The 21,517-nt window shown below is 68.2% G+C and carries 23 protein-coding genes and 4 pseudogenes; 11 read left to right on the forward strand and 16 right to left on the reverse strand.

The features are described 5' to 3' along the window. Positions 1-103: 103 nt before the first annotated feature. Positions 104-400: pseudogene (locus ACWC2T_RS23705) on the reverse strand (tyrosine-type recombinase/integrase); the annotation flags it as partial. Positions 401-949: 549 nt separating this feature from the next. On the opposite strand from ACWC2T_RS23705, the gene ACWC2T_RS23710 reads away from it, so the two are divergent. The 3 genes from ACWC2T_RS23710 (at position 950) to ACWC2T_RS23720 (ending at position 3,133) form a co-directional block, all read left to right on the forward strand. After that, on the forward strand, positions 950-1,444 hold the full coding sequence (locus ACWC2T_RS23710; RefSeq protein WP_450672335.1) for a hypothetical protein: 495 nt from the start codon (positions 950-952) through the stop codon (positions 1,442-1,444). Between the two features lie 13 nt (positions 1,445-1,457). After that, the gene (locus tag ACWC2T_RS23715) at positions 1,458-1,823 is read left to right on the forward strand and encodes a hypothetical protein (protein ID WP_450672336.1); all 366 of its coding nucleotides are present in this window, start codon (positions 1,458-1,460) and stop codon (positions 1,821-1,823) included. A 923-nt stretch (positions 1,824-2,746) separates the two neighbouring features. Beyond that, entirely contained in the window at positions 2,747-3,133 is a 387-nt protein-coding gene (locus ACWC2T_RS23720; RefSeq protein ID WP_450672337.1) for a hypothetical protein, read from the forward strand. Positions 3,134-3,198: 65 nt separating this feature from the next. Here the strand turns inward: ACWC2T_RS23720 and ACWC2T_RS23725 are convergent. Beyond that, positions 3,199-3,678, reverse strand: a pseudogene (locus ACWC2T_RS23725) (integrase); the annotation flags it as partial. 109 nt (positions 3,679-3,787) lie between these two features. Between ACWC2T_RS23725 and ACWC2T_RS23730 the strand changes: the two are divergent. Then, positions 3,788-4,114, forward strand: coding sequence for a MarR family winged helix-turn-helix transcriptional regulator (locus ACWC2T_RS23730; RefSeq protein WP_450672361.1), 327 nt, complete (start codon positions 3,788-3,790; stop codon positions 4,112-4,114). Here ACWC2T_RS23730 and ACWC2T_RS23735 read toward each other — a convergent pair. Further along, entirely contained in the window at positions 4,077-5,297 is a 1,221-nt protein-coding gene (locus tag ACWC2T_RS23735) for a serpin family protein (RefSeq protein WP_450672338.1), read from the reverse strand. The genes ACWC2T_RS23730 and ACWC2T_RS23735 overlap by 38 nt on opposite strands. 25 nt (positions 5,298-5,322) lie before the next feature. Further along, positions 5,323-6,591 (reverse strand): serpin family protein, encoded by a 1,269-nt coding sequence (locus ACWC2T_RS23740; RefSeq protein ID WP_450672339.1) that lies wholly within the window; start codon positions 6,589-6,591, stop codon positions 5,323-5,325. A gap of 246 nt (positions 6,592-6,837) precedes the next feature. Here ACWC2T_RS23740 and ACWC2T_RS23745 point away from each other — a divergent pair, with 246 nt between their 5' ends. The 5 genes from ACWC2T_RS23745 (at position 6,838) to ACWC2T_RS23765 (ending at position 12,324) form a co-directional block, all read left to right on the forward strand. Then, positions 6,838-7,590 (forward strand): GntR family transcriptional regulator, encoded by a 753-nt coding sequence (locus ACWC2T_RS23745; protein ID WP_450672340.1) that lies wholly within the window; start codon positions 6,838-6,840, stop codon positions 7,588-7,590. A 690-nt stretch (positions 7,591-8,280) separates the two neighbouring features. Then, the gene (locus ACWC2T_RS23750; protein WP_450672341.1) at positions 8,281-8,472 is read left to right on the forward strand and encodes an SPOR domain-containing protein; all 192 of its coding nucleotides are present in this window, start codon (positions 8,281-8,283) and stop codon (positions 8,470-8,472) included. 57 nt (positions 8,473-8,529) lie between these two features. Beyond that, positions 8,530-8,940 (forward strand): (deoxy)nucleoside triphosphate pyrophosphohydrolase, encoded by a 411-nt coding sequence (locus tag ACWC2T_RS23755; RefSeq protein WP_450672362.1) that lies wholly within the window; start codon positions 8,530-8,532, stop codon positions 8,938-8,940. Between the two features lie 99 nt (positions 8,941-9,039). Beyond that, positions 9,040-9,468: an ATP-binding protein gene (locus ACWC2T_RS23760; protein WP_450672342.1), complete on the forward strand. Its 429-nt coding sequence runs from the start codon at positions 9,040-9,042 to the stop codon at positions 9,466-9,468. Positions 9,469-9,738: 270 nt separating this feature from the next. Next, the gene (locus ACWC2T_RS23765) at positions 9,739-12,324 is read left to right on the forward strand and encodes a SpoIIE family protein phosphatase (protein ID WP_450672343.1); all 2,586 of its coding nucleotides are present in this window, start codon (positions 9,739-9,741) and stop codon (positions 12,322-12,324) included. Positions 12,325-12,338: 14 nt separating this feature from the next. Here the strand turns inward: ACWC2T_RS23765 and ACWC2T_RS23770 are convergent, their stop codons facing one another. From ACWC2T_RS23770 to ACWC2T_RS23790, 5 genes are all read right to left on the reverse strand, one after another. After that, entirely contained in the window at positions 12,339-13,205 is an 867-nt protein-coding gene (locus ACWC2T_RS23770; protein ID WP_450672344.1) for an immunity 49 family protein, read from the reverse strand. Positions 13,206-13,233: 28 nt separating this feature from the next. Further along, positions 13,234-14,097: an immunity 49 family protein gene (locus ACWC2T_RS23775; RefSeq protein WP_450672345.1), complete on the reverse strand. Its 864-nt coding sequence runs from the start codon at positions 14,095-14,097 to the stop codon at positions 13,234-13,236. 77 nt (positions 14,098-14,174) lie between these two features. Continuing rightward, positions 14,175-14,606 carry an immunity 49 family protein gene (locus ACWC2T_RS23780; RefSeq protein ID WP_450672363.1) on the reverse strand — a complete coding sequence of 144 codons (432 nt, stop codon included), beginning with the start codon at positions 14,604-14,606 and terminating at the stop codon, positions 14,175-14,177. Then, positions 14,506-15,024, reverse strand: a complete 519-nt coding sequence (locus tag ACWC2T_RS23785) for an immunity 49 family protein (RefSeq protein ID WP_450672346.1) — start codon at positions 15,022-15,024, stop codon at positions 14,506-14,508. The genes ACWC2T_RS23780 and ACWC2T_RS23785 overlap by 101 nt, the downstream gene beginning before the upstream one ends. 68 nt (positions 15,025-15,092) lie before the next feature. Beyond that, a complete protein-coding gene (locus tag ACWC2T_RS23790) occupies positions 15,093-15,950 on the reverse strand; it encodes an immunity 49 family protein (protein WP_450672347.1) in 858 nt (285 codons plus the stop codon). Between the two features lie 182 nt (positions 15,951-16,132). Between ACWC2T_RS23790 and ACWC2T_RS23795 the strand changes: the two genes are divergently transcribed. Continuing rightward, positions 16,133-16,372, forward strand: coding sequence for a hypothetical protein (locus tag ACWC2T_RS23795; protein ID WP_450672348.1), 240 nt, complete (start codon positions 16,133-16,135; stop codon positions 16,370-16,372). 35 nt (positions 16,373-16,407) lie between these two features. Here ACWC2T_RS23795 and ACWC2T_RS23800 read toward each other — a convergent pair whose 3' ends face one another. The 4 genes from ACWC2T_RS23800 to ACWC2T_RS23815 form a co-directional block, all read right to left on the reverse strand. Then, on the reverse strand, positions 16,408-16,917 hold the full coding sequence (locus ACWC2T_RS23800; protein WP_450672349.1) for a hypothetical protein: 510 nt from the start codon (positions 16,915-16,917) through the stop codon (positions 16,408-16,410). Between the two features lie 304 nt (positions 16,918-17,221). Then, positions 17,222-17,734 carry a hypothetical protein gene (locus ACWC2T_RS23805; RefSeq protein ID WP_450672350.1) on the reverse strand — a complete coding sequence of 171 codons (513 nt, stop codon included), beginning with the start codon at positions 17,732-17,734 and terminating at the stop codon, positions 17,222-17,224. A gap of 40 nt (positions 17,735-17,774) precedes the next feature. Further along, positions 17,775-17,981, reverse strand: a complete 207-nt coding sequence (locus ACWC2T_RS23810; RefSeq protein WP_450672351.1) for a DUF397 domain-containing protein — start codon at positions 17,979-17,981, stop codon at positions 17,775-17,777. A gap of 9 nt (positions 17,982-17,990) precedes the next feature. Beyond that, positions 17,991-18,842 (reverse strand): helix-turn-helix domain-containing protein, encoded by an 852-nt coding sequence (locus tag ACWC2T_RS23815; protein WP_450672352.1) that lies wholly within the window; start codon positions 18,840-18,842, stop codon positions 17,991-17,993. 204 nt (positions 18,843-19,046) lie between these two features. Between ACWC2T_RS23815 and ACWC2T_RS23820 the strand changes: the two genes are divergently transcribed. Then, positions 19,047-19,472 carry an ATP-binding protein gene (locus ACWC2T_RS23820; protein WP_450672353.1) on the forward strand — a complete coding sequence of 142 codons (426 nt, stop codon included), beginning with the start codon at positions 19,047-19,049 and terminating at the stop codon, positions 19,470-19,472. Positions 19,473-19,644: 172 nt separating this feature from the next. Here ACWC2T_RS23820 and ACWC2T_RS23825 read toward each other — a convergent pair. From ACWC2T_RS23825 to ACWC2T_RS23835, 3 genes and pseudogenes are all read right to left on the reverse strand, one after another. Next, positions 19,645-20,576, reverse strand: a pseudogene (locus ACWC2T_RS23825) (immunity 49 family protein). Further along, positions 20,509-21,378: an immunity 49 family protein gene (locus ACWC2T_RS23830; protein WP_450672354.1), complete on the reverse strand. Its 870-nt coding sequence runs from the start codon at positions 21,376-21,378 to the stop codon at positions 20,509-20,511. The pseudogene ACWC2T_RS23825 and the gene ACWC2T_RS23830 overlap by 68 nt, the downstream one beginning before the upstream one ends. A 53-nt stretch (positions 21,379-21,431) precedes the next feature. Then, positions 21,432-21,517 (reverse strand): annotated as a pseudogene (locus tag ACWC2T_RS23835) (IS5/IS1182 family transposase); the annotation flags it as partial.

Genomic DNA, 21,517 nt, shown 5'->3' on the forward strand with positions numbered 1-21,517 from the left:
TCGAGTAGCCCTTCAACATGGATAAAGGGCCCCGCCGGACTTGCTTCCGGTGGGGCCCTTCGTGCCATCTCGGTGTGCCTTGACGGCAACGCTGACGGCAACGTCAACGGACGAGAGCCGCAGCTGGTGGGTCGTTGGGATCGTCTGGGTCTCGGAGGGCTTCGCTAAGCGCGTCGATGGCCTCGTGTTGGAGGCGGAGCCGGACGTGGGCGTAGACCTGGGCGGTGATGCTGATGTTGGCGTGCCCGAGTAGTTCCTTGATGGTGACGAGTTGGACGCCCTGTTCCAGGAGCAGGGTGGCGCAGGTGTGGCGGAGGTCGTGGAAGCGGACTCGTCGGATGCCTGCCTGGTCGAGTAGTCCGGTGAATCGTCGGGCGATGTCGCTGGGGTCAAGGCGCCGCGCACGCGCGGCGCGGCGCCCGCCCGGCCCGCGCGCCGCCGCTCCTGCCTCCGTCCCGCTCCGGCCCGCAGCCCGCACGGGCGCCACAGCCAGCAACGCACGCCAACCCGAGAAGAGCAGTGGGGCTCTGCCCCACACCCCGGCCCTCTCTCGGAGGGGGAGGAGGCCGGCGATCGTGTGCGGGTGCGTCGTAGCTGCGGGAATGAGTGGCTGCCGCGGGTGGGTCCCTCCTCGGCCGGGCCCCGGAGGCGTACCAGGAACCTCCAGGGGCCGCCAAGGCCGAGCGCAAGCGTCACGGTGTGAGCCTTGGCGGCCCCTGGAGAACCCTGGTCCGGCGAAGCTGCCCGACCGAGGAGGGACCCACCCACTCCGGCCGGTCGTATGCCGGTAGGCCGACAGCAACCCGCAGAGCGGGCACGGTCGTTGACGGCAACGGTGACGGCAACCGGGACGCACTCCAGCACACACCGACGGACGCCGACGCACCGTTGATTTGCCCCTCACCTGCGAAAACCCAGGCAGGAAGGGTCCGCCTCCCACACGTACTATGTGGAGGCTGGCGCCACACCGGTTCTGGTCCACAACTGCAATGTTGCGGTCCAGAACGAGTTGGGCCAGATGCGTCAGGACATGGGAATGAATTCTGTTGCGCAGGAAGACGCGGACGTCGCGGCCGGCGTGAAGGGCGCCAAGAAGAACACTCTTGGGAAGATGGTCTTCGACGGCGACCGGGAAGCCGTGTACGGACAGAACGGTAAGCTTCCGCGCCCGGTCCCGTTCCCGGGTAAGGGCTACCGGATGACGGCCACCTCGTACGAGGATCATGCCGAAGGAGATATGGTTACACAGGCTCTGGATCGCGGGTACTCCGGAGGAAATGCAAAGATATACACAGACCGGGTCACCTGCCGGTTCTGTCGGAACTCCATGGCCGGTTATGCCGAACAACTAGACCTGGACACACTCGAGGTCTACGACCCTCTCGGTCATGTCGGTACGTACATTCGGAGTGTTGGGAAGTTCGTTCTCGCTCCTGGAAGGTAAGACAATGTCCAATGTGGTCACCGTCGAGGTTTGGAACCCCTCGTACCAACACTCAAAGGTTGGTCTGTCGAACCTCCCTGAGGTTTATGGAGCACTTCCGAAGAACGTGTCCATGGGTCTGACGTTGGATGACGGGGAGGACGACTGTGTCATTGTGACTGTGGAACCGGATTTCTCCACGGTCACGATGCTCCGGGATCGGACGTTCTATAACCTTCAAATCTCTGAGGCCACCGAGGACGTAGAAATCGACGTCGCCGGAGAGGAGATCACCTGGCCGAAGGGATGTCTACTCCCACGGCCTATGGGGTTCCAGGTCCTCTTGGAAGCCGGAGACCGGGAAGCGGTGTGGAATAGGTATACCTGGGTCGAACAGTGAGCATTCCGGTCTCACGGGTCGATGTCGGGGAATGGCTAGTGGAAATCCGTAGCCATTGAAGCGAGGCCCTCCCGAACTTCTCGGGAGGGCCTCGTGTTGTTTGACGCGCGGCAACCGGGACGCACTCCAGCGCACATCGACGGACCCCGACGGACCGTTGATTCCTCCCTCACCTCCGAAAACGCAGGCAGGAACGGCCCGCCTTCCACACGTACTATGTGGAGGCTGGTAACACCCCAGTCCTCGTCCACAACTGCAAAGAGAAGATCGCTGCACAACTTAAGTCGCGAGTTGACGAACTGCATGGCCTCCTTCCTGAGGGCGCCCAAGGCCGACGGTCCACTGCGATAATCCGTGCGATTGACGGCGATGGTAATGTGCGTGACGTTGTGGGCTGGAGCGGTACTGCGAAGCGGGGCTTGGATCGCCTGATCAGGGAGGGGCTCCAGGATGGAGAGGAGATGGCTGACAGGGTCGCTGGCGATGCGGAAACAAGCGCTCTTAATCACATTCGCAGCAGAGGGTGGACGCCTATAGCTGGTGCTGCGAATAGGCCTGTCTGTCCCTGGTGTCAGAACGCGCTATTCGATCCTTTCAGCCAGTCAGTGGGGCCCGCACGCCTCGTTGGCCCCAGTGATCCGGCTGCTATTCTCGGCCGGATTAGGTCGCTCCCTGGTGGCGGGAGACTAACAGGGCAGAGCCAATTCGTTTGGGATTGATGGGAAAGAATAATGTTTGATCGGGAGTATGCGGCCAACTCCGTTGAAGCCCTTGGCCCTCTCCAGCGAGGTCAGGTGGCGACTGCGTGCTTGGTTCGCCTGTCCAACCTGATGGATGATCCCAGGATCCAGGCAGAGTTTCCCGCTGTGACGAGCCTGGTCCACCAGGTTCGGGAGTATGTGATGGGCCGAGCTGAGGGCAGGATGGGAGATCTTGACCCTGCGGCCCTGGAACAAAGGGTTCGCGAGTTCCTCGGTCCTTGCGACGATCCGTTCGAAGAGCTTCCAGGTTGGGGTGCCTGGGCCATGGATGTGACTTCCATGGCTGACTATGTACTTCGTACTTGGCTGGGTCCTGAAGATAGTGCCAAGGCCTGCTTCAATGTGCTGCTGGCCGCATACTCTATCGCTGGCTATCTGGAGGATGATTCCGAAAGTGCTGACGTACCCCAGTTGACTGATGGAGAATTTCGGAGGCAAATGGATGATGTTTCCGGCCTTGCTACAGGAGAATCTTGGGGTAGCATTGTTGAACATTCACGCAATCTGGCCGAGACTTATGCGCGCTGGTTGCAGTATGTAACGGTCTGAGTGGATCGTGGCGTACAAGTCCGAAGATGTAGGGGGTGCCTCTCTGGCATCCCGCCTGGTGTCTCCGCGTCCTTGAGTACCTCGTCGAACAAGTGCGGGGACTTCCCGTCCCGGTCCCGGATCAGGTAACGAGCCCTGCGGCCGGCGTCCTTGACGTCCATGACAAGGCTCGTCGCGGACTGGACCACCCAGGACTCGGTGGGATGTGCGGTGGCGCCCAGGATGCGGATCCGTCGGCTCGCGTGCTCGATTACGGCGAACACGTAGGGCCTCGCCCCGGACAGGGTGACGGTTTCGAAGAAGTCGCAGGCCAGCAGCGCGTCGGCCTGGGAGCGCAGGAAGTCCGCCCAGGCGCTGGAGGCCCGCGCGGGCGCAGGGTCGGTCCCAGCCTCTCTCAGGATTTCCCAGACCGTGGATGCCGCCACCTTCACCCCAAGCACGAGTCACTCACCGTGCAGGCGCCGGTAGCCCCAGCTTGGATTCTCCCTGACCAGGCGCAGTACCAGGGCTCGGATCGAGTAAACGGTCCGCGGTCGGCGTCCCCTTTGTGCGGAAATGGGGAATGCGATTGGGTGGCCCGGTATTGCGCGGTGACGACTACAAGACTGCTTATCGAATGTTCTGGCGAACCTGGCGATATCAGGAAGTCGAAAACTGCTCCACCTCTCCGACAACCCCGGCATCTCCGCAGCGGCCCTGGCCCGGCTGTGCGGGGTCACCCCGCCGACCATGAACACGGTCCTGAAGAACCTCCAGGACCGCGACCTGATCACCCGCAGCCCGCACGAGTGGCACAAGAACGTCCTGGAGACCCGCCTCACGGACGAGGGCCGCGCCGTCATGACCGAGGCCGACACGGCCGCCGTACGCGTCGAACGGGCCCTCGCCGCGGAGTTCACCGAAGCCGAGCGCGACGCCCTCACCGGGCTGCTCGCCCGCTGCGTCAGAGTCCTGGAGGAACAGCGCCCGGGAAGCTCATGACGGGCTCCGGCGCCGGATCCGTCACCCAGCCCGCCACCAGCACCAACCGGGACTCGCGGTCGACGGCGAGGAAGCCGAAGGGGCGGTCGAAGACGGCCCGGACGACCGTCGACTCGTAGCGGTACTGCGGCGGTGCGCTGCCCGGCGCCGCCATCACCGCCGTCACGGCCGCCGCCCGGAAGCCGAGCGTGCCGAACTGGGCGACGGCCGACTGGCGGGCCGCGCCGACGGCCAGCGGGTGGTCGCTGATGCCCGGGAAGTGGCCGTGGCGGGCATCCGTCGCCGCCGTCAGCCCGAACAGGCCCGCCAGGGCGAGCAGATCGTGATCGGCGCGCACCTCGTACGCCACCGTCCGCACGTCCAGCGTCAGCGGCTCCGGCTCGACGGCCGGCTGCTGCTCCACGTACAGGCCCGGCCCCACATGCCCGTGCGGCAGCGCGCCGCCTGACGTCAGCGGCAGCGCCCGCGCCACGATCCCCACCCCGGCGGCCAGCACCTGACCGGGCGTCATACGCTCCTCGCCGAGCACCAGATGGACGTCGATGCCGTTGTCGCCGGGCACCGTCAACGCCGTGACGAAGCCGTCCGGAGTGCCCGTCACACCCACCCGGTCCGGCCGTACGCTGCGCCGGTGCAGCCCGCGCAGCGTACGCCCCTGCCACGGGCCGGAACCGGGCCGCAGCGGCAGCTCGGTGAACGGCTGCCGCCAGGTCGTGCGCAGCGCCAGGGCACTGGCCAGCACCGTCCGCGCGTCCCGGGTCAGCGTCACCGGCATGCGCTCCACCAGCCCGCCGGTCCGCTCGGCCGCCCAGGCGTCCAGCCGCTCCTGCGCGGTGACGAGGTCGTCCCCGAACACCCCGTACGCCCCGGCCGGCAGTCCGGCTCGCCACTCCTCCCGCAGGGGGAGCGCCTGGTGCGTCCACAGGCCGAGCGCCGCGTCCAGCCCGGACACCGACCGCAGCGCCGCCAGCAACTCCCGTGCGGCAGCGGCCGCCTGGTCCGCCGCCAGGCCGAGGGCCTCGCTCAGCTCGGCCCGCGCCGGGCCCGCGGCGCCGTCGGCCAGGAAGGCCAGCAGGGGCCAGACCCCCGGCGCGGAGAAGACCGTGCCCTCGGGCAGGGCCTGCGCCCAGCGGGCCGTCAGCCCGTTCACCCGGCGGACCGTCTCGGCGGTCACCTTGCTCACTGCTCGTCCTTCCACAGGGCCTTGCTCACTCGTCGTCCCACGGGCGCGGACCGTCGGGACCCTCCGGGTACTCGGCGTACTCCGAGTACTCCGGGAACGGCAGCGGATCGGTCACCCACCCCGCCGCCAGGACCAGCCGCGAGTGCCGGTGCAGGGCGAGGAAGCCGAAGGGACGGTCGAAGACGGCGTCCACCCGCCGTGTCACGTACCGCAGTTGGGGAATCCCGCAGCCTGCGATCGCCCCGAACACCGTGACGGCCGCGGCCTTGAAGCCCAGCGCCCCGAACCGCGCCAAGGCGCTCTGCGCGGCCGAGCCGATGGCGAGCGGGAAGCCGCTGATGCCGGGGAAGTGCCCCTGCCGGGTGTCCCGTGCCGTGGTCAGCCCGAACAGCTCGTGCCGCTCCAGCAGATCGTGCTCCGCCGTCACGTCGTACGCGGCGGTCCGGATGTCCAGGGTCGGCGGCTCGTGCCAGGCGCTCCGCTCCTTCACCACCCGCAGCCCCGGCCCCACCTCCCCGTACGGCAGCCGGGAGCCCGGTACGACCGTGCGCGGCCGGTGCAGCAGGTCCACGCCCGCGCCGAGCACCCGGCCCGGCGCCATCCCGTCCTCGCCCAGCAGCAGATGCACGTCCAGCGCATCCGTGCCGAGCACCTTCAGTTCGGTGACCCAGCCGTGCGGGGTCTCGGCGACGCCGACCCGGTCCAGCAGGGTGCTCCTGCGGAACAGGCCCAACCGCTCGGTGGCGGCCCAGGGTTCGTACGCCGTCGTCAGCGGCACCTCGTGGAAGGGGCGCAGCCATCTGGTCCGCATCGTCAGCGCACCGGCCAGCACCAGCTCGGTGTCCTCGGTCAGCGAGGCCGGCATCCGGTCGATCAGCCCACCGGTACGGTCCGCCGCCCAGGAGTCCAGCGCCCGCCGGTCGGCGCGGACGTCCCCGGTGAGCACGCCGTGCGCCTCGGCGGGCAGCCCCGCCTCCCACTCCGGGACGAGCTCCAGCGTCCGCTTGGTCCACAGGCCGACCGCGGAGTCCACACCGGGCAGGACCTCCAGCGCACCGAACAACTGCCGTGCCGCACCGGCCGCCTGATCCGCCGGCAGCCCGAGGGCCTCGCTCAGCTCCGCCCGCGCCGGGCCGGCCGCGCCGTCCGCCAGGAGGGCCAGCAGCGGCCAGACCCCGGCCGCCGAGAAGACCGTGCCGCCCTGCGCCGTCGCCGCCCACCGCGTGGTGAGCCCGTTCACCGCCCGGACGACCTCACCGCCGACGCGTCCCCCGGCCAGGGTGTCCACCCTCATTCCGCCCCCGTTCGTGCCCCGTTCGTGCCCTGCTGGTGCTGCCTCCCCACCCAGGAGCACGGTACCGGTGTCCCGGGACGAGGTGTGAGCACGGCTGGGTGAGCGCATTTATAGGGAGAAAGTGCCTGCGTAAAGCCTTCTCGCACCTCACGTAATCACATCGAGTGATTCTCTGGCCTTTGCTTGCATGGCACAACCCACGGTTGCCAGGCTGTTGCTGTCTGTACAACCTGATGGGAGCGGCCAGTGACTTTCGGTGAGCAGCCGGCGTACCTGCGTGTCGCGGGTGATCTCCGCAAGAAGATCGTCGACGGTTCGCTGCCGCCCCACACCCGCCTGCCTTCCCAGGCCCGCATCCGCGAGGAGTACGGCGTCTCGGACACCGTCGCGCTGGAGGCCCGCAAGGTCCTGATGGCCGAGGGGCTGGTGGAGGGCCGCTCCGGTTCGGGGACGTACGTCCGCGAGCGCCCGGTGCCGCGCCGCGTGGCCCGCTCCGGATTCCGCCCGTCCGGCGGTGCCACCCCCTTCCGGCAGGAGCAGGCCGACGCCTCGGTGCGTGGCACCTGGGAGTCCAGCAGCGAGCAGGCCGAGGCCGGCGCCGCCATCGCCGAGCGGCTGGGCATCCAGGCGGGCGACCGGGTCATGCGCACCAAGTACCTGTTCCGGGAGGCAGGCGAGCCGATGATGCTCTCCACATCCTGGGAGCCCCTCGCCGTCACCGGCCGCACGCCGGTGATGCTGCCCGAGGAGGGTCCGCTCGGCGGCATGGGCGTGGTCGAGCGCATGCGCGCCATCGACGTCATCGTGGACAACGTCACCGAGGAGGTCGGCGCCCGCCCCGGCCTCGCCGAGGAACTGCACGTGCTCGGCGGCGTCCCTGGCCATGTGGTCCTGGTCGTCCACCGCACCTACTACGCCTCCGGCCGCCCGGTGGAAACGGCGGACGTGGTGATTCCGGCGGATCGGTACCAGGTGTCGTATCACTTGCCGGTGAAGTGATCGGGGGTGCCCTGCCGGGCGCGGTGCGGCGGGGTGCCGGGCTGGCGTGCCCGGCTGGCGGTGGCCGGGAGCGGTGCGGTGGGGGTGTCCGGCTGGTGGAGGCCGGGCGCGGTGCGGCGGTGGCCTGGCGGGCGGGTCGGCCGTGAGGGGTGGGCCGCGCGTGCGTGACCAGCGGAAACAGGCGCAGCGCCGGGAACGGATCCGTCCATCACCCGCGCCGGGGCCGCCCACCGCCCCGTCGGTCCTGGCCGTGAGGGCTCGGTGCGGGGCGGTGGGCAGGATCCGGCCCCGCGTGCGCCCCCCGAGTGAGGTAGCGCACACCCTCGGGGTGACTCGGCGGTGGCGCGGTGGGCGCGTGGCCCGGGGTCGAGGCCCAGGCGCCGCCGGAATCCGGCCGTTTTCGCAGGTGACCAGGGGTCACACGGATATGCCTCCGACTCGGGACAGCGGCGTTCACGACGGCGCGTTCGCTTTCGTGCGCCCCCGCGTCCTGGCTGGTTGCGTACCTCTTTGTGAAAAGGCGTGTTCGCTGAGTAAAGGTTGGGCGTACGCTCAGGCATATGCGTATTGCGGTTTCCTTAGGCGGGGCGCGGCGGGGTCCCACAGGGTGGGGATCCCCTCACGCGAGCGAAGCCGAGCGTGGGGGAAGGTGGGGCGGTGCGAGAAGGAGCTATGCGGGCGGTGGGGGCCATGAGTGAGGGGACGGTCTCCCTGCCCTGGATCGTCATACGGCAGGACGACAACGGCAATCGCTACCGCGTCGGCCGGTACGCGACCCGCGCCGAGGCCCAGAAGATCGCCGACAGCCTCGACGATCGGGGACACCAACAGGTCTACTGGGTCGAGCGCATCGGCCAGAACGGGGACGGCGCCCGCAACTGACCTCGGGCGCCCTGCCGTAGGCTCCGCCCCATGACGCCCATGACACCCGGCACACCGATGACGGACCGGATCGTGGTGGTGGGAGCCGCCCTGCTCGACGGCGGCCGGCTGCTCGCCGCACGCCGCAGCGCACCCGCCGACCTGGCCGGACGCTGGGAGCTGCCCGGCGGCAAGGTCGAGCCGGGTGAGCGGCCCGAGGACGCCCTGGTGCGCGAACTGCGCGAGGAACTCGGCATCGAGGCCGAAGCGGTCGAGCGCGTGCCCGGGCAGTGGCCGCTGCGGGCGCCGTACGTCCTGCAGGTGTGGACCGCCCGCCTGCGCCCCGGCTCGCCCGCGCCGAGGCCCCTCGAGGACCACGACGAACTGCGCTGGCTGACCCCGGACCAGATCTGGCAGGTGGACTGGCTCGACCAGGATGTCCCGGCGGTCCGGGAAGTCATGCCCCGGCTCGCCGCCGGCCTGCGCTGAGTGCTCCCTACGCCGTTCGTGCCACTGTGCGCCCTCCCGCGCGGTACTGCCCCCGGGATATCGGGTATGTGCCCATTAACCCCACGAAACCGGACATGGGTGGGCTCGCTGGCCTGGGAAGTGATCGGCGTGATCGACACCGATGGAGACTGCGCCGAGTGGACCTTTCCCGCGGAACCCGGCGCCGTGCGCACCGCACGCGCCGCCGTCCGCGGCCAGTTGCACGGCTGGCACCTCGACTGCCTCGCCGACCTGGCCGCGTTGCTGGTCAGCGAGCTGGTCACCAACTCGCTGCGGCACGCCACCGGGCCCATCGGGGTACGGCTGGTACGGCCCGTCGGGCTCGGCGACGCGCTGCTGGTGGAGGTCTCCGACCCGCTGCCCGACCCGCCGCGCGAGCGCGTCGCCCGCGACGAGGACGAGGGCGGGCGCGGTCTGCAGCTGGTCGCAGGCTCCTCCCGTCGCTGGGGAACCCGGCCGGGCGCGAGCGGAAAGACTGTCTGGTTCGAACTGACGGTGCCGGGGTGAGCCGGAAGCATCCGGGGGCGCGGGGGTGTGCCGCGGGCGGGGGCGCGTCATGCGTGCGCCGCGGGCGCGCGGCCGGTTGCGGGGTGCGTGATTCGGCGGCGTGTTCCCTGGTTAGAAGAGTGGATGTGTTGTCACGGACCGGTCCGAAAAACATCTGGACCGAGCTGTGATCGTGAACACCGTGTCGTGCGGCGCCGTAGTGCTGGATACTGCGGGCAGCCGCTGTCGGTGACCGGTGCCGGACGCGGTGAGCTGGAGGGGACGGTTCGCGTGAGCGAGATACCAGCGAAGGCCACGGAGTCCGAGGACCCGTCGGACGGCGCGATGAACCAGGCCGCGGAAGCCGCCGCACCCGGCGACGCCATGTGGCAGAGCAGTCCGCCCGGTTCCATCTACGACTACATCAAGGTCGCGTCCTTCTCCATCGGCCCCGGCGGGCTGGTCGACCAGTGGAGCCTGCGCGCCGAGCAGCTCTTCGGCATCCCCGCCGCACGCGCCGTCGGCCTGGACCCGATAGAGGCCTTCATCGACCCTGATCTGCGGGAGCGCGGCCAGCGCAAGATGGCCGAAATCCTCGACGGGCGGGAGTGGACCGGGGTCGTGCCCTTCCGGATGCCGGACACGGCGGACGGCGCGCGCGGCGAGGAAGGCCTGGCCGAGGTCTACGTCATGCCCACCCGGACCGCCGAGGGCGACAAGGCCGCCGTGTGCATCGTCGTGGACGTCCGCACCCTGCGCAGCATCGAGACCGATCTGGCGGCCTCGCAGGCCATTTTCGGTCAATCCCCGTTCGGGTTCCTGCTGATCGACACCGACCTGAGGGTCCGTCGGGCCAACGAGCGTTTCGCCTCCACCTTCGGCGGAACCCCGGACGACCACCGCGGCAAGGGAGTTCACGACTATCTGCCGCGCGGTGAGGCCGAGCGGGTTTCGGCCACGCTGCGTCGGGTGCTGGAGACGGGCCAGTCCATCACCGACATGCACATCACCGGGCACGTCCCCGGCTCCGAGGAACGCCGGCACTGGTCCGTCAACCTCTACCGGGTGCACGGCGGCAGCGGCCGGCCCATCGGCATCGCCTGGCTCGGCACCGACATCACCTCCCGGCGGGCCGCCGCCCGCGAGGCCGCCGCCGCCCGGCGCAACCTCGCCCTGCTCAACGAGGCCGGCGCCCGCATAGGGAACTCCCTCGACCTGGAGACCACGGCCCGGGAACTCCTCGACGTCGTCGTCCCCGGCTTCTGCGACCTCGCCACCGTCGACCTCTACCAGGGCCTGCTCACCGGCGACGAGACCCCGCCCGGACTCGCCGACGGCAGCGCCGAATTGCGCCGCGTCGCCTTCGCGAGCGCCGTCTCCGGCGCCCCCTTCGCGGGCTCCGGCGAGCCCGTCGAAGTCGGCGCGGTCCACCACTTCCCCTTCAACTCGCCCTGCGCGGACGCCCTGCGCACCGCCCGGCCGCAAGCCGTGCCCCCCGAGGAGGGCGGCCTGGTGCAGTCCACGCTGGCCGTGCCGATGGTCGCCCACGACACGGTCGTAGGCCTCGCCCAGTTCGCCCGCACCAAGGGCAGCGAGCCGTTCGGCGACCGCGACCGGGACCTGGCGGTGGAGCTGGCGGCGCGCGCCGCGGTCTGCATCGACAACGCGCGCCTGTACCGCAGGGAACACGAGCGCGCGCTGATACTGCAACGCTCCCTGCTCCCGCCCGGTGACCCCGAGGCCTCCGGGCTGGACATCGCCTGCCGCTATCTGCCGGGCAACGCGGCGACCGAGGTCGGCGGCGACTGGTTCGACGTGATCGAACTGCCGGGCCACCGTACGGCGTTGGTGGTGGGCGACGTGATGGGACGGGGCCTGCGGGCCGCCGTCGCGATGGGTGAACTCCGTACCGCCGTACGGACATTGGCCCTGCTGGACCTCGAACCGGCCGAGGTGCTCTCGGCGCTGGACGAGATCGCACGGGGACTCGGCACCCCGGGCGGCGTCCAGCAGGCCACGCGTACGGCCCGTCAGCCGAGGGCCGCCGACCTCTCCGAGGTCTACCTCGCGACCTGCGTCTACGCCGTGTACGACTCCGTCACCAGACGCTGTACGTTCGCCAACGCCGGCCATCTGCCCCCGGTCCTGGTCGAGCCCGGCGAGCCGGCCCTGATGCTGGACGTGCCGCCCGGCATGCCGCTCGGGGTGGGCGGCGAGCCGTTCGAGGAGGTCGAGGTCGAACTGCCGGAGGGCGCGCTGCTGGCGCTCTACACCGACGGCCTGGTCGAGTCCCGCGACCACCCCCTGGACGAGGGCCTGCAGGCCTTCGTAGGCGCCCTCACCGACCCCTCCCGTCCCCTGGAGGATGTCTGCGACCACGTCCTCAACACCCTCGACACCCATCACGGCGAGGACGACATCGCGCTGCTGATGGCCCGGGTGCAGGGGCTGCCGGCCGATTCCGTCGGCGACTGGACGCTGCCGCGTGAGCCGCGGAGTGTGGGGCGGGCGCGGGAGTACGCCCGCGGGCAGCTGCTGAGCTGGGACCTTGAGCCGCTGGTCGACACGACGGAACTGCTCGTCAGCGAGCTGGTCACCAACGCGCTGCGGTACGGCGAGGGGGAGATACGGCTACGGCTGCTGCTGGACCGCACGCTGGTCTGCGAGGTGTGGGACTCCGGCCTCGTCCAGCCCCGCCGCCGCCGCGCCCGCGACACGGATGAGGGCGGCCGGGGGTTGCAGCTGGTCGGCCTGCTCAGCGCCGCCTGGGGCTCCCGCCGTACGCCGCGCGGCAAGACGGTGTGGTTCGAACTCCCGCTGCCCGGCGGCGAACACGGCCTGACCGACCCTGCGGAGGCACTGCTGAGCCTGTTCTGACACCGCTCCGCTCACTACGTGGGGAACTCGCCCACCCAGGTGCGCTTGAGCAGGTGCTTGGGGAGGTAGTCGGACTCGACATCGACGGGCATGTCGGCGTCGAACGCCATGCAGGCGATGGCGAGCGGGCCGAGGGCCACCAGGCCCTCGCCGCTGGCGGCGCGTGCCTCGTTCGCGGTCCAGTACTCCTTGTGCCCGGTGAGGGCGTCGACCAGGGCCGCGTTGAACTCGTCCGTCTCGCGGCGCAGGTAGCGGTGAAAGAGTTCGAGCGGCGGGTACAGGATCTTCAACATGAGCTCCGGGCCGGCGATCCCGGCGGCCTCGGGGGCGGTGCCGTTGACGGCGGTGACCAGGGTGTCCCAGGTCTCCCGTCGCCCGAACCAGAAGTGCTGCAGGGTTTCCACCCAGGCGTAGACGTACTCGTCGAACCCGGCGCCGGACGCGCGCAGGAAGGAGACGGGCACCTGGGCCAGCTGGTTGACCCGGTCGTTCTCGCGGCAGATCACCGCCAGGTAGAACGAGGTGAGCCAGTTGCCCGCGTGGAGGTAGTCCTGGGGGCCGGTGGCGGGAAGGTGCTTCACCTCACCCGAGCTGCCGACCCGGCAGGGCACGGGCCCCTCGGCCGCCGTACCAGCGGCGAAGAGCCCGCAGCCGACCTGCATAGCGATGACCCATGCCTCCCAGGTCGGGAACTCACCTGCCGTCGGGTTCGTCAGGCAGCGCCACTTGGCGAGAGTGAGCGTGGTGGACAGGGCGTCGCAGCGGTCGTCTTCGGAGGTCTCCAGGTGGGCGAGGACGTGTTCGGTGTTTTTGGCGATCGGCGCTGTCAGCTCGGCCGCGTTGTCTGTGCGGAACTGATGGCGGTTGATGTGGATAACCACTTGCTCTTCCCAGGAAGATGGTGACGTGTCAGTACAGGATCTCGCCAGTCCAGGCGTATTCCAGGAGCGCCTTGGGCATGTACGCGGACTCGACCTCCACGGTGATGCCCTGGTCACGGGCGAGACAGGCCATGGCCAGCGGACCGAGGGCAACGAGTCCGTCGGCGCTGGTTGCGCGGTCCTCGGTAGCGGTCCAGTACGCCCTGTGCTGGCGCAGCGCATCAGCCAGCGCCTTGTCCAACTCCCCGGCGTCGCGGCGGATCACGCGGTAGAGCAGGACCATCGGCGGATAGAGGATCTTCGACATCAGATCTGCGTCCGCGTACTGCAGCGCCTCCGGGCTGGTGCCGTCGACAGCGGCGACGAGTTTCTCGCCCATGTCCTGACGACCGAGCCAGAAACTTTGCAGTGCATCCACCCAGGAGTAGATGTACTCGTCGAACACCGCCCCGGAGCCACGCAGCAAGGGGACGGGCACCTCGGCCAACTGGCGCAGGCGGTCGTTGTCGCGACAGATCATCGCCAGGTAGAAGGCGGTGACCCACGTTCCCGGGTTCAGATGGGGCTCGGGGCCGGTCGCAGGAAGGATGCGCTCCTGCTCCTTGATCCGGCAGGTGATGCTGGTGCCCTCGGGTGCGGTCGCCGCAGCGAAGAGCGCGGACCCGATCTGCATGGCCGTGACCCAGGCTTCCCAGGTCGCGAACTTCACGGCCTGCGGGTCGATCGCACAATGTTGCTGCGCCAAGGTGAGTGCCGTGCTCAGCGCCTGGGGGCGCAGGACGGGAGAGTCGGCGAACTCGTCGATGATCCAGTTCGCGGTCTCGCCGAGAGCGTCGAGAGTGTCCGGCACGTCGTCCGTGGGGTACTCGTGGCGGGGAACGGTCGTGACCAACGTGTGCTCCGTGAAAGCTCTTTGGGTGCCTGTGTCGGGCCACAGCCGCCGACGACCCCGAAGACTCAGACTTCGAACTATCCCAGCCAGTCACGCTGGAGCAGGTGCTTGGGCAGGTAGTCCGACTCCACCTCGATCGGCATGCCGCCATCGTAGGCGAGGCAGGCGATGGCGAGCGGTGCGAGGGCGACCATGCCGGAGGGGTCGTCCGTCCTGTCCTCGTCCGCGGTCCAGTAGGCCTTGTGCAGTTCCACGGCTTCTGCCAGCGCTTGGTTGAAGCCGGGGGCGTCCTGGCGGAGGAAGCGGTAGAAGAGGTTGATGGGGGGATACAGGATGTTCTGCAAGAGGTCGCGGGGGGCGATCCGGGCTGTGTCGGGGTGGGAGCTCTGAAATGCCTGGGTCAGTTCGTCAACCAGCTCCGGTCGGTGCAGCCAGTAGGCCTGGAGCGCCGCGACCCAGTGGTAGATGTACTCGTTGTACGACCCGTCCGGCGAACGCAGCTGGTCCAGGGGGGACTTCGCACAGCTGGGTCAGGCGCTTCTGGTCGCGGCAGATCACGGCCAGCCAGAAGGCGGTGAGCCAGTTACCTGCGTCGGCGTAGGCGCGTGGGCCGATGGCCTGCAGGGTGCGCACCTCGTGAGCGATCCGGCACTGGACCGCGCCTTCGCGGGCGCCCGTCACCGCGAACAGGGCTGAGTAGACCTGCATGGCGGTAACCACCGCCTCCCATGTTTCCAGCCTGGCTGCGCGCGGATCGACGGTGCAACGGGCCTGGAGATGGAGCACCGCGGTTCCCAGAGCGAAGTCGATCGAGCCGGGGGACCGTTCGAGTCGCTGTACATCTTCCAGCAAGCTCTCACCGAGGCGCGCGGCGTAACCCTCGTCGTCCGGCCCGGGAGAACTGTGTCGTGGAACGGTGATGCTCACGTAATACTCCTGTGGTTGCGGCCCGAACCGGGGCGTGGCTGATAAGAGGCTCCCTGCCCCCATACAGCTTAGGTTTCGAACTCGCCGAGCCAGCTGCGCATCAGGAGGTGCTTGGGAAGGTAGTCGGATTCCACCTCGATGGGGATGCCGCCGTCGTAAGCGAGGCACGCTACGGCCAAGGGCCCCAGGGCGACAGCACCTGAAGGGTCTTTGGCTCGGTCTTCATCCGCCGTCCAGTACGTCTTGTGCAACGCGAGGGCCTCGACAAGGGCCTGGTTTACACCCGGGCCGTCCTGCCGCAGGAACCGATAGAAAAGGTTGATCGGTGGATAAAGGATGTTCTGCAGTAGGTCGCGAGGGGCGATGCGGGCGGTGACGGGATGGGAACTCTGGAAAGCGGCTGTCAGCTCCTCCACGAGGCCCGGCCGTTGCAGCCAATAGGATTGGAGCGCGGCCACCCAGTGATAGATGTACTCGTCATAGGCGGCGTCGTCGGAGCGTAGCCCTTCCAGGGGGATCTCGCAGAGAGTGTCGAGGCGGCTTCGGTCACGGCAGATGACAGCCAGCCAGAAGGTGGTGATCCAGTTGCCGGCGTCCGCAAAGGGTCGGGGGCCGAGGGCTGGGATGGTGCGCATTTCATGGCCGACGCGACACCGGACCGTACCCTGATCCGAACGGGTGACGGCGAAGAGCGCGGTGCCGATCTGCAGCGCTGTGACGATCGCCTCCCAGGTCTCCACTTTCGCCGCCTGGGGGTCGGCCGCACAGCGAGCCTGTACGTGAAGCAAGGATTTGGAGAACGTGGAGTCGATCATGGAGGCCGACTCGTCGAGCCATTCCACTGACATGGCCAGGCTCTTGCCGAGGGCTTCGGCGTAGGCTTCGGCATTTGGGCGGGGGGTGCCATGCCTTGCGACGACGGTCACGGCGTGTTCCTCTCCGAGATGTCGAACTTGTGCATGTGGGGTTCTTTTGTATCGAGTGTGGTACTCGACGGCCTGCGGTGGCACCAGGGAGTCCTGGACAGTGTGAACAGCATGGTCGACAAGATGGCAGACCTGGAGCCGCTGCTCGCGGCACGTGCCCCAGCCGCGCGAATCGGCAGCTATTGACGGGCGATCTGGTCCAATGCGCGGATCGCTGCTTCCTGGCGGCTCGCCAGGAAGTGCACGGCGAGCTTCTGCCGGAACTGGAATCGTTGGCCGAGCGGCTGGCGCTCCACGTCAGGAGCGAGGGCCTCATCGGAGAAGTCAGGTTCTACGCGGGCGAGGTCCCCGAGCTGCTGCTCAACAGGTCGGCGGTGCCGGTCAGGATGGCCCTGTGGCCGGATGAACCGGCGAATTCTTAGAAATTTCTGTTGGGAACAACCCTCTCCCGGAATCTTTAGTGGTCGTCCCCCATGAGTTCGTCCAATGGGACGTCCGCGGGGGGCTGTTCGTCGACCTCCGGAGTCAGTTTCAGTACAGCTTCCGCATTCGCGATCATTCGACCGATCTCAATCGGAAGTTGCTCGAATTCTTCCATCACCACGTCATAGGGTTCAACGCGACGCTGTTCTCCATCCAGCCCCGTCGCTTCCACGAAGTACCGGTAGCCGACAGGCCAGTTTGCATCGGCGATCTTCGTCCAGATCGCTCCGTGCCGACGCACGAGCAGGTCCCCAAGGTACGAGGTCAGATCGGTGTGGAGTGCGATCCAGTCAGACTGCTCGAACTCGCCCAGCGGCAGACGGTCCACGTAGCTCTGCAGCCCGGGCAGGAGGGTCAACGGGTCCTCGGCGTACCGCTCGGGTGACACGCCGAGTACGGACGCGAGACCAGCGGCATTTCGGTGCGCCCCCTCCGCCCACTCCAGCACCTCAGCGGAGGAGCCGTCCGGTGTCTTGCTCTGCATCGTGCACCGTCTTTCAGTTGACCCGAGGCCGGTTCGTCTTGGTGGATAGGATCCCACTGGTCTTTCTCGGGGGTGGGGCCATATTCGAAAGGCCGCTCCCGCCCGTAGGCGGCTCGCCACCGTGCCCAGGCACATGGTTGTCGCCGCCGTGGCCCGGCAAGTCGTGGCTGGAGGTGCCGGGGCCCCCGGTGTGGCCGCCCGGCGCGTGCTCGCCGGCCCCGGAACCGGGCACAGGTTGGTCCGTCGTGCCGCCTGGGGCTCCCGCTGTACGCCGCGCGGCAAGACCGTGTGGTTCGAACTGCCTCTAACGGGCGGCGACAACGGCCTGACGGACCCGGCGGAGGCGTTGCTGAGCCTGTTCTGGCCCGGCCCTGTCCGGCAATCCCGGCAGTGCTGCGGGCGGCCCGAGGGCGACCAGACCCTCGCCGCTGGTGCCGCGTGCCTCGTTCGCGGTCCAGCACTCCTGGTGCCAGGTGCGGGCGTCGGCCAGGGTGCCCCAGGCGGTGGCGGGCAGCTGCTTCACCTCACCCGAACTGCCGACCGGGCAGGGCACGGGCCCCTCGGCGGCCGTCCCGGCGGCGAGGAGCCCACAGCCGACCTGCATGGCGGTGACCCGCGCCGCCCAGGTCGGAAACTCTGTCGGGATCGCCAGACACCGCCACTTCGCGAGGGTCAGTGTGGCCGACAGCGCGTCGTACCGATCGTCCTCGGACGTCTCCAGGTGGGCGAGGCCGTCCTCGCTGCTCTTGGCGATGGGTGCGATGAGGTCGTCCGCGTCGTCCGTGCGGAACTCATGGCGGTTGATGCGGGTGACCACGTGCTCTCCCGCACGCCGACGGATCTGGGCCAGCTCGGCATCAGCTCGTCGAGGGCCGGTGGGGTGGGGTCTTCAATGCCTCGATGAAGGGGGTGAAGGCTCCGGCCGGGAAGGTGAGGGTGGCTCTGGTCGGGGCTTTTGAGTCGCGGACGGCTATGTGGGCGTCGAAGTGGGCAATCTCGACACAGGTGTTGCCGTCGCCTCCGCCGGAGTACGACGACTTCTGCCAGTGGACGGCCTGGGTCATACGGGCGCCTCACAGTTCCTTCGTCATGTGGTGGATGAAGTCCCGCGATTCCACGGGTTGCAGTGCTGCTTTCTCCACCTTATGGAGCAGGGACCGGAAGCGCGCCAATTGGGATTCGGCATCGATGAAGGCGGTGCCGTGCGGGGCGTCGCGCAGCACGGTGTCCAGCCGGGGGAGCGGGCCGCCCACGTACATCATCTCTGTCCCGGCCCCGGCGAACCCCTCCCTTGCGAAGGGAATGACCCGCACGGTGGCGTGCCCGCCCTCGATCGCCCGCAGCACTTCGCGGAGCTGAGCGAGAGCGGTGCGGCGATCCGACACCAGGATGCGCAGGGCTGCCTCATGGACGATCGTCTCGTAGTGGACGGGCGCGTCGCGTTCCAGTACGGCCCTGCGCCTCATCCGGTGCTCGACCCGTGGCTCCAGCTCGCTGTCCGGCAGTTCGGGGACCATGTAGCCGAAGACGGCGCGGGCGTAGTCGGGGGTCTGGAGCAGCCCGGGGACGTGGCTGGTGACGACCTCTCGCAGGAACGTGGCGTGGTACTCGGTCTCGGCAACGTCGAGGAACACTGGTGGGAGTACTCCTCGGTAGTTCTCCCACCAGCCCTGCGTGCGATCGGTGGCCATCGCGATCAGGGCCTCGATGAACCCCTCGTCGGCGCAGGCGTAGTGCGCTGCCAGCCGCCGCACCCGCTCCTCGCTGACGCCCGCGAGACCTGCCTCTACCTGGCTCATCTGCGCGGACGTCGAGCTGAGCAGCCCTGCCACCTCGCGGGCTTTGAGACCGGCGGCTTCCCGCAGTCTGCGTAGCTCGGTGCCCAGACGTACCTGCCGTGCTGTGGGTTGGCTCCTCGGCGCCATCGCCCCTCCGCCCTCAACCGCCGTGCGGCAGTGTCTCGTTCGGGCGCTAGATTACGGGATCTGCTTGCGTAAGGAAAAATTTTTGCTCTACCGTCGGTGACGTAGCGCACACGCAGCGGAAGTGCACCGCTCCGTCCTGCCATGACGGCTGCGGCAGGCCACCGCACGCGAAAATCCCCTCTCACCCACTGGAGTTGCTGACGCATGCCCGAAAACGAGCCCATGGACACCTGGGACTACACGCTCTATATCCCGAACGACCTCAGAGCGGTGACCGTGTGCCGTCGCACTCTGCGCCTCATCCTGACCTTGCACGGATTGATCGGTCTGGTGGACACGGCGGAACTGCTGGCGGCGGAACTGGTGTCGAACGCCGTACGGCACACCAAGGGGCCGGCCGCGCTCAGGGTCCGCCGCACCCCGGAGGGGATGGTGTGGATCGGGGCGTGGGACACCGACCCCGCCCCGCCGGATCCCCCGCGTCCGCTGGGGCAGGTGGCTGATCTGGAGCTGGAGGACGGGCGGGGGCTGGGTCTGGTGAAGGCCTGCGCCGAGTACTGGGGGTGGCAACCGACGGCGCGGTTCGGGGACCGGGGGAAGTACGTGTGGTTTGAGCTTGCGGCCGCGTGATGGTCGGCTCGTCGCGTGAGGCATTGCACCGGATCTTCCAGAAGGATCCGGCGCTGCTGATGTAGCAGTTACAGAAGGTGCTGCACGTGTCCTTCCCCGAGTCTCGGGAGATTGCAGTGCTGAACGTGGACCTCACTGAGAGCGGATCGGCCGAACTTCCATGGATTTCGGCTCAGATCTCGAACTCGTCGAGCCAGCCGCGCTGGAGGAGGTGTTTGGGCAGGTAGTCGGTTTCGACCTCGATGGGGATGCCGCCGTCGTGGGTGAGGCAGGCGATGGCCAGTGGGGCGAGGGCGACCATGCCGGAGGGGTCGTCGGTCCTGTCCTCGTCCGCGGTCCAGTAGGCCTTGTGCAGTTCCACGGCTTCGACCAGGGCCTGGTTGAAGCCGGGGCCGTCCTGGCGCAGGAAGCGGTAGAAGAGGTTGATGGGGGGATAGAGGATGTTCTGCAGCAGGTCGCGGGGGGTGATCCGGGCCGTGTCGGGGTGGGAGAGCTGGAATGCCTGGGTCAGCTCGTCCACAGCTCCGGTCGTTGCAGCCAGTAGGCCTGGAGGGCTGCGACCCAGTGGTAGATGTACTCGTCATACGAGCCTTGTGGTGATCGCAGTTCGTCCAGGGGGATTTCGCACAGCTGGGTCAGGCGCTTCTGGTCGCGGCAGATCACGGCCAGCCAGAAGGCGGTGAGCCAGGTGCCCGCGCTGGCGTAGGTGCGTGGTCCGATGGCCGGCAGGGTGCGAACCTCGTGAGCGATCCGGCACTGGACCGTGCCCTCGCTGAGGCCTGTCACCGCGAACAGGGCCGAGTAGACCTGCATCGCGGTGACCACCGCCTCCCATGTCTCCAGCCTGGCTGCACGCGGATCGATGGCGCAGCGAGCCTGGAGATGGAGCAAGGCGGTGCCCGCCACCATGTCCAAGGAGCCGGGCAACTCTTCGAGGTCTTGGACATCCTCGATCACGTCGTGGCCAAGACCCGCCGCGTAGCCCTCGTCGTCGGGTCCAGGCGAACTGTGACGTGGGATGATGACGCTCAACCGATCAGGCATCGACCTCACCCATCCAGCCGAACCCCAGGAGCTCCTTGGGCAGATACTCGGATTCGACATCGATGGGGAAGCCTGCGTCACGGGCCATGCAGGCAAGGGCGAGTGGGGCCAGTGCTACGAGTCCGTCGCTGTTCTGGGCGCGCTCCTCCGTGGCGGTCCAGTACTCCTTGTGCCAGTTGAGGGCGTTGATCAGGGTCTCGTTGAACCGCTCGACCTCTTGGCGCTGGTACAGGTGGAAGAGCTCAAGCGGCGGATAAAGGATCTTCAGCAGGAGTTCGGTGTCGCCAATCCGGGCCACGGCGGGATCGGTCCCATTGACTGCGGCGACCACCTTGTCCCACATGAGATCCGCTCGGCCATGCCAGAAGCTCTGCAGAGCCTCCACCCAGTCGTAAAGGTACTCGTCGAACTCAGTACCGGACTGGCGCAGGAACGACACGGGAACGCCGGCCAGTTGTTCCAGGCGAGCGTTCTCGCGGCAGATCGTCGCCAGGTACCACGACGTGATCCACGAGCCCGCGTTCAAGTAGAACTGCGGGCCGGTGGCCGGGAGACTCCTGACCTCCCCGTCGACTCCGATACGGCAGGGCACCGGCCCTTCGGGCGCGATCGCGGACGTGAACAGCGCCGAGCCGACCTGCATGGCTGTGACCCATGCCTCCCATGTCGCGAACGTCTCGGCATTCGGGTCCTCCGCGCAGGACGACTTGGCCACGGTCAGCGTGACCTCCAGAGCCCGAGCGCGTGACATCTCGGATCGTTCGAGTCGATCGATCACACGCTTCGTGCTCGCGACCAATGACGCCATGTCCTTCCGGACATCGTCCACCGGAATGTCGTGGCGGGGGACATGCGCTACCACTGAGAATCTCCTGCCCTATACCTTGAGGTGCTCCAGTACAGCAGTGAGCCCTTTCAGCGTTGCCTCTCCAGAGTGAGGATGGCTTTGGCGATGACGGCCATGAGGTTGGGGCTGCAACGCGCTCTGCGGAAGATCCGCC

Source organism: Streptomyces sp. NPDC001393 (assembly GCF_053597455.1).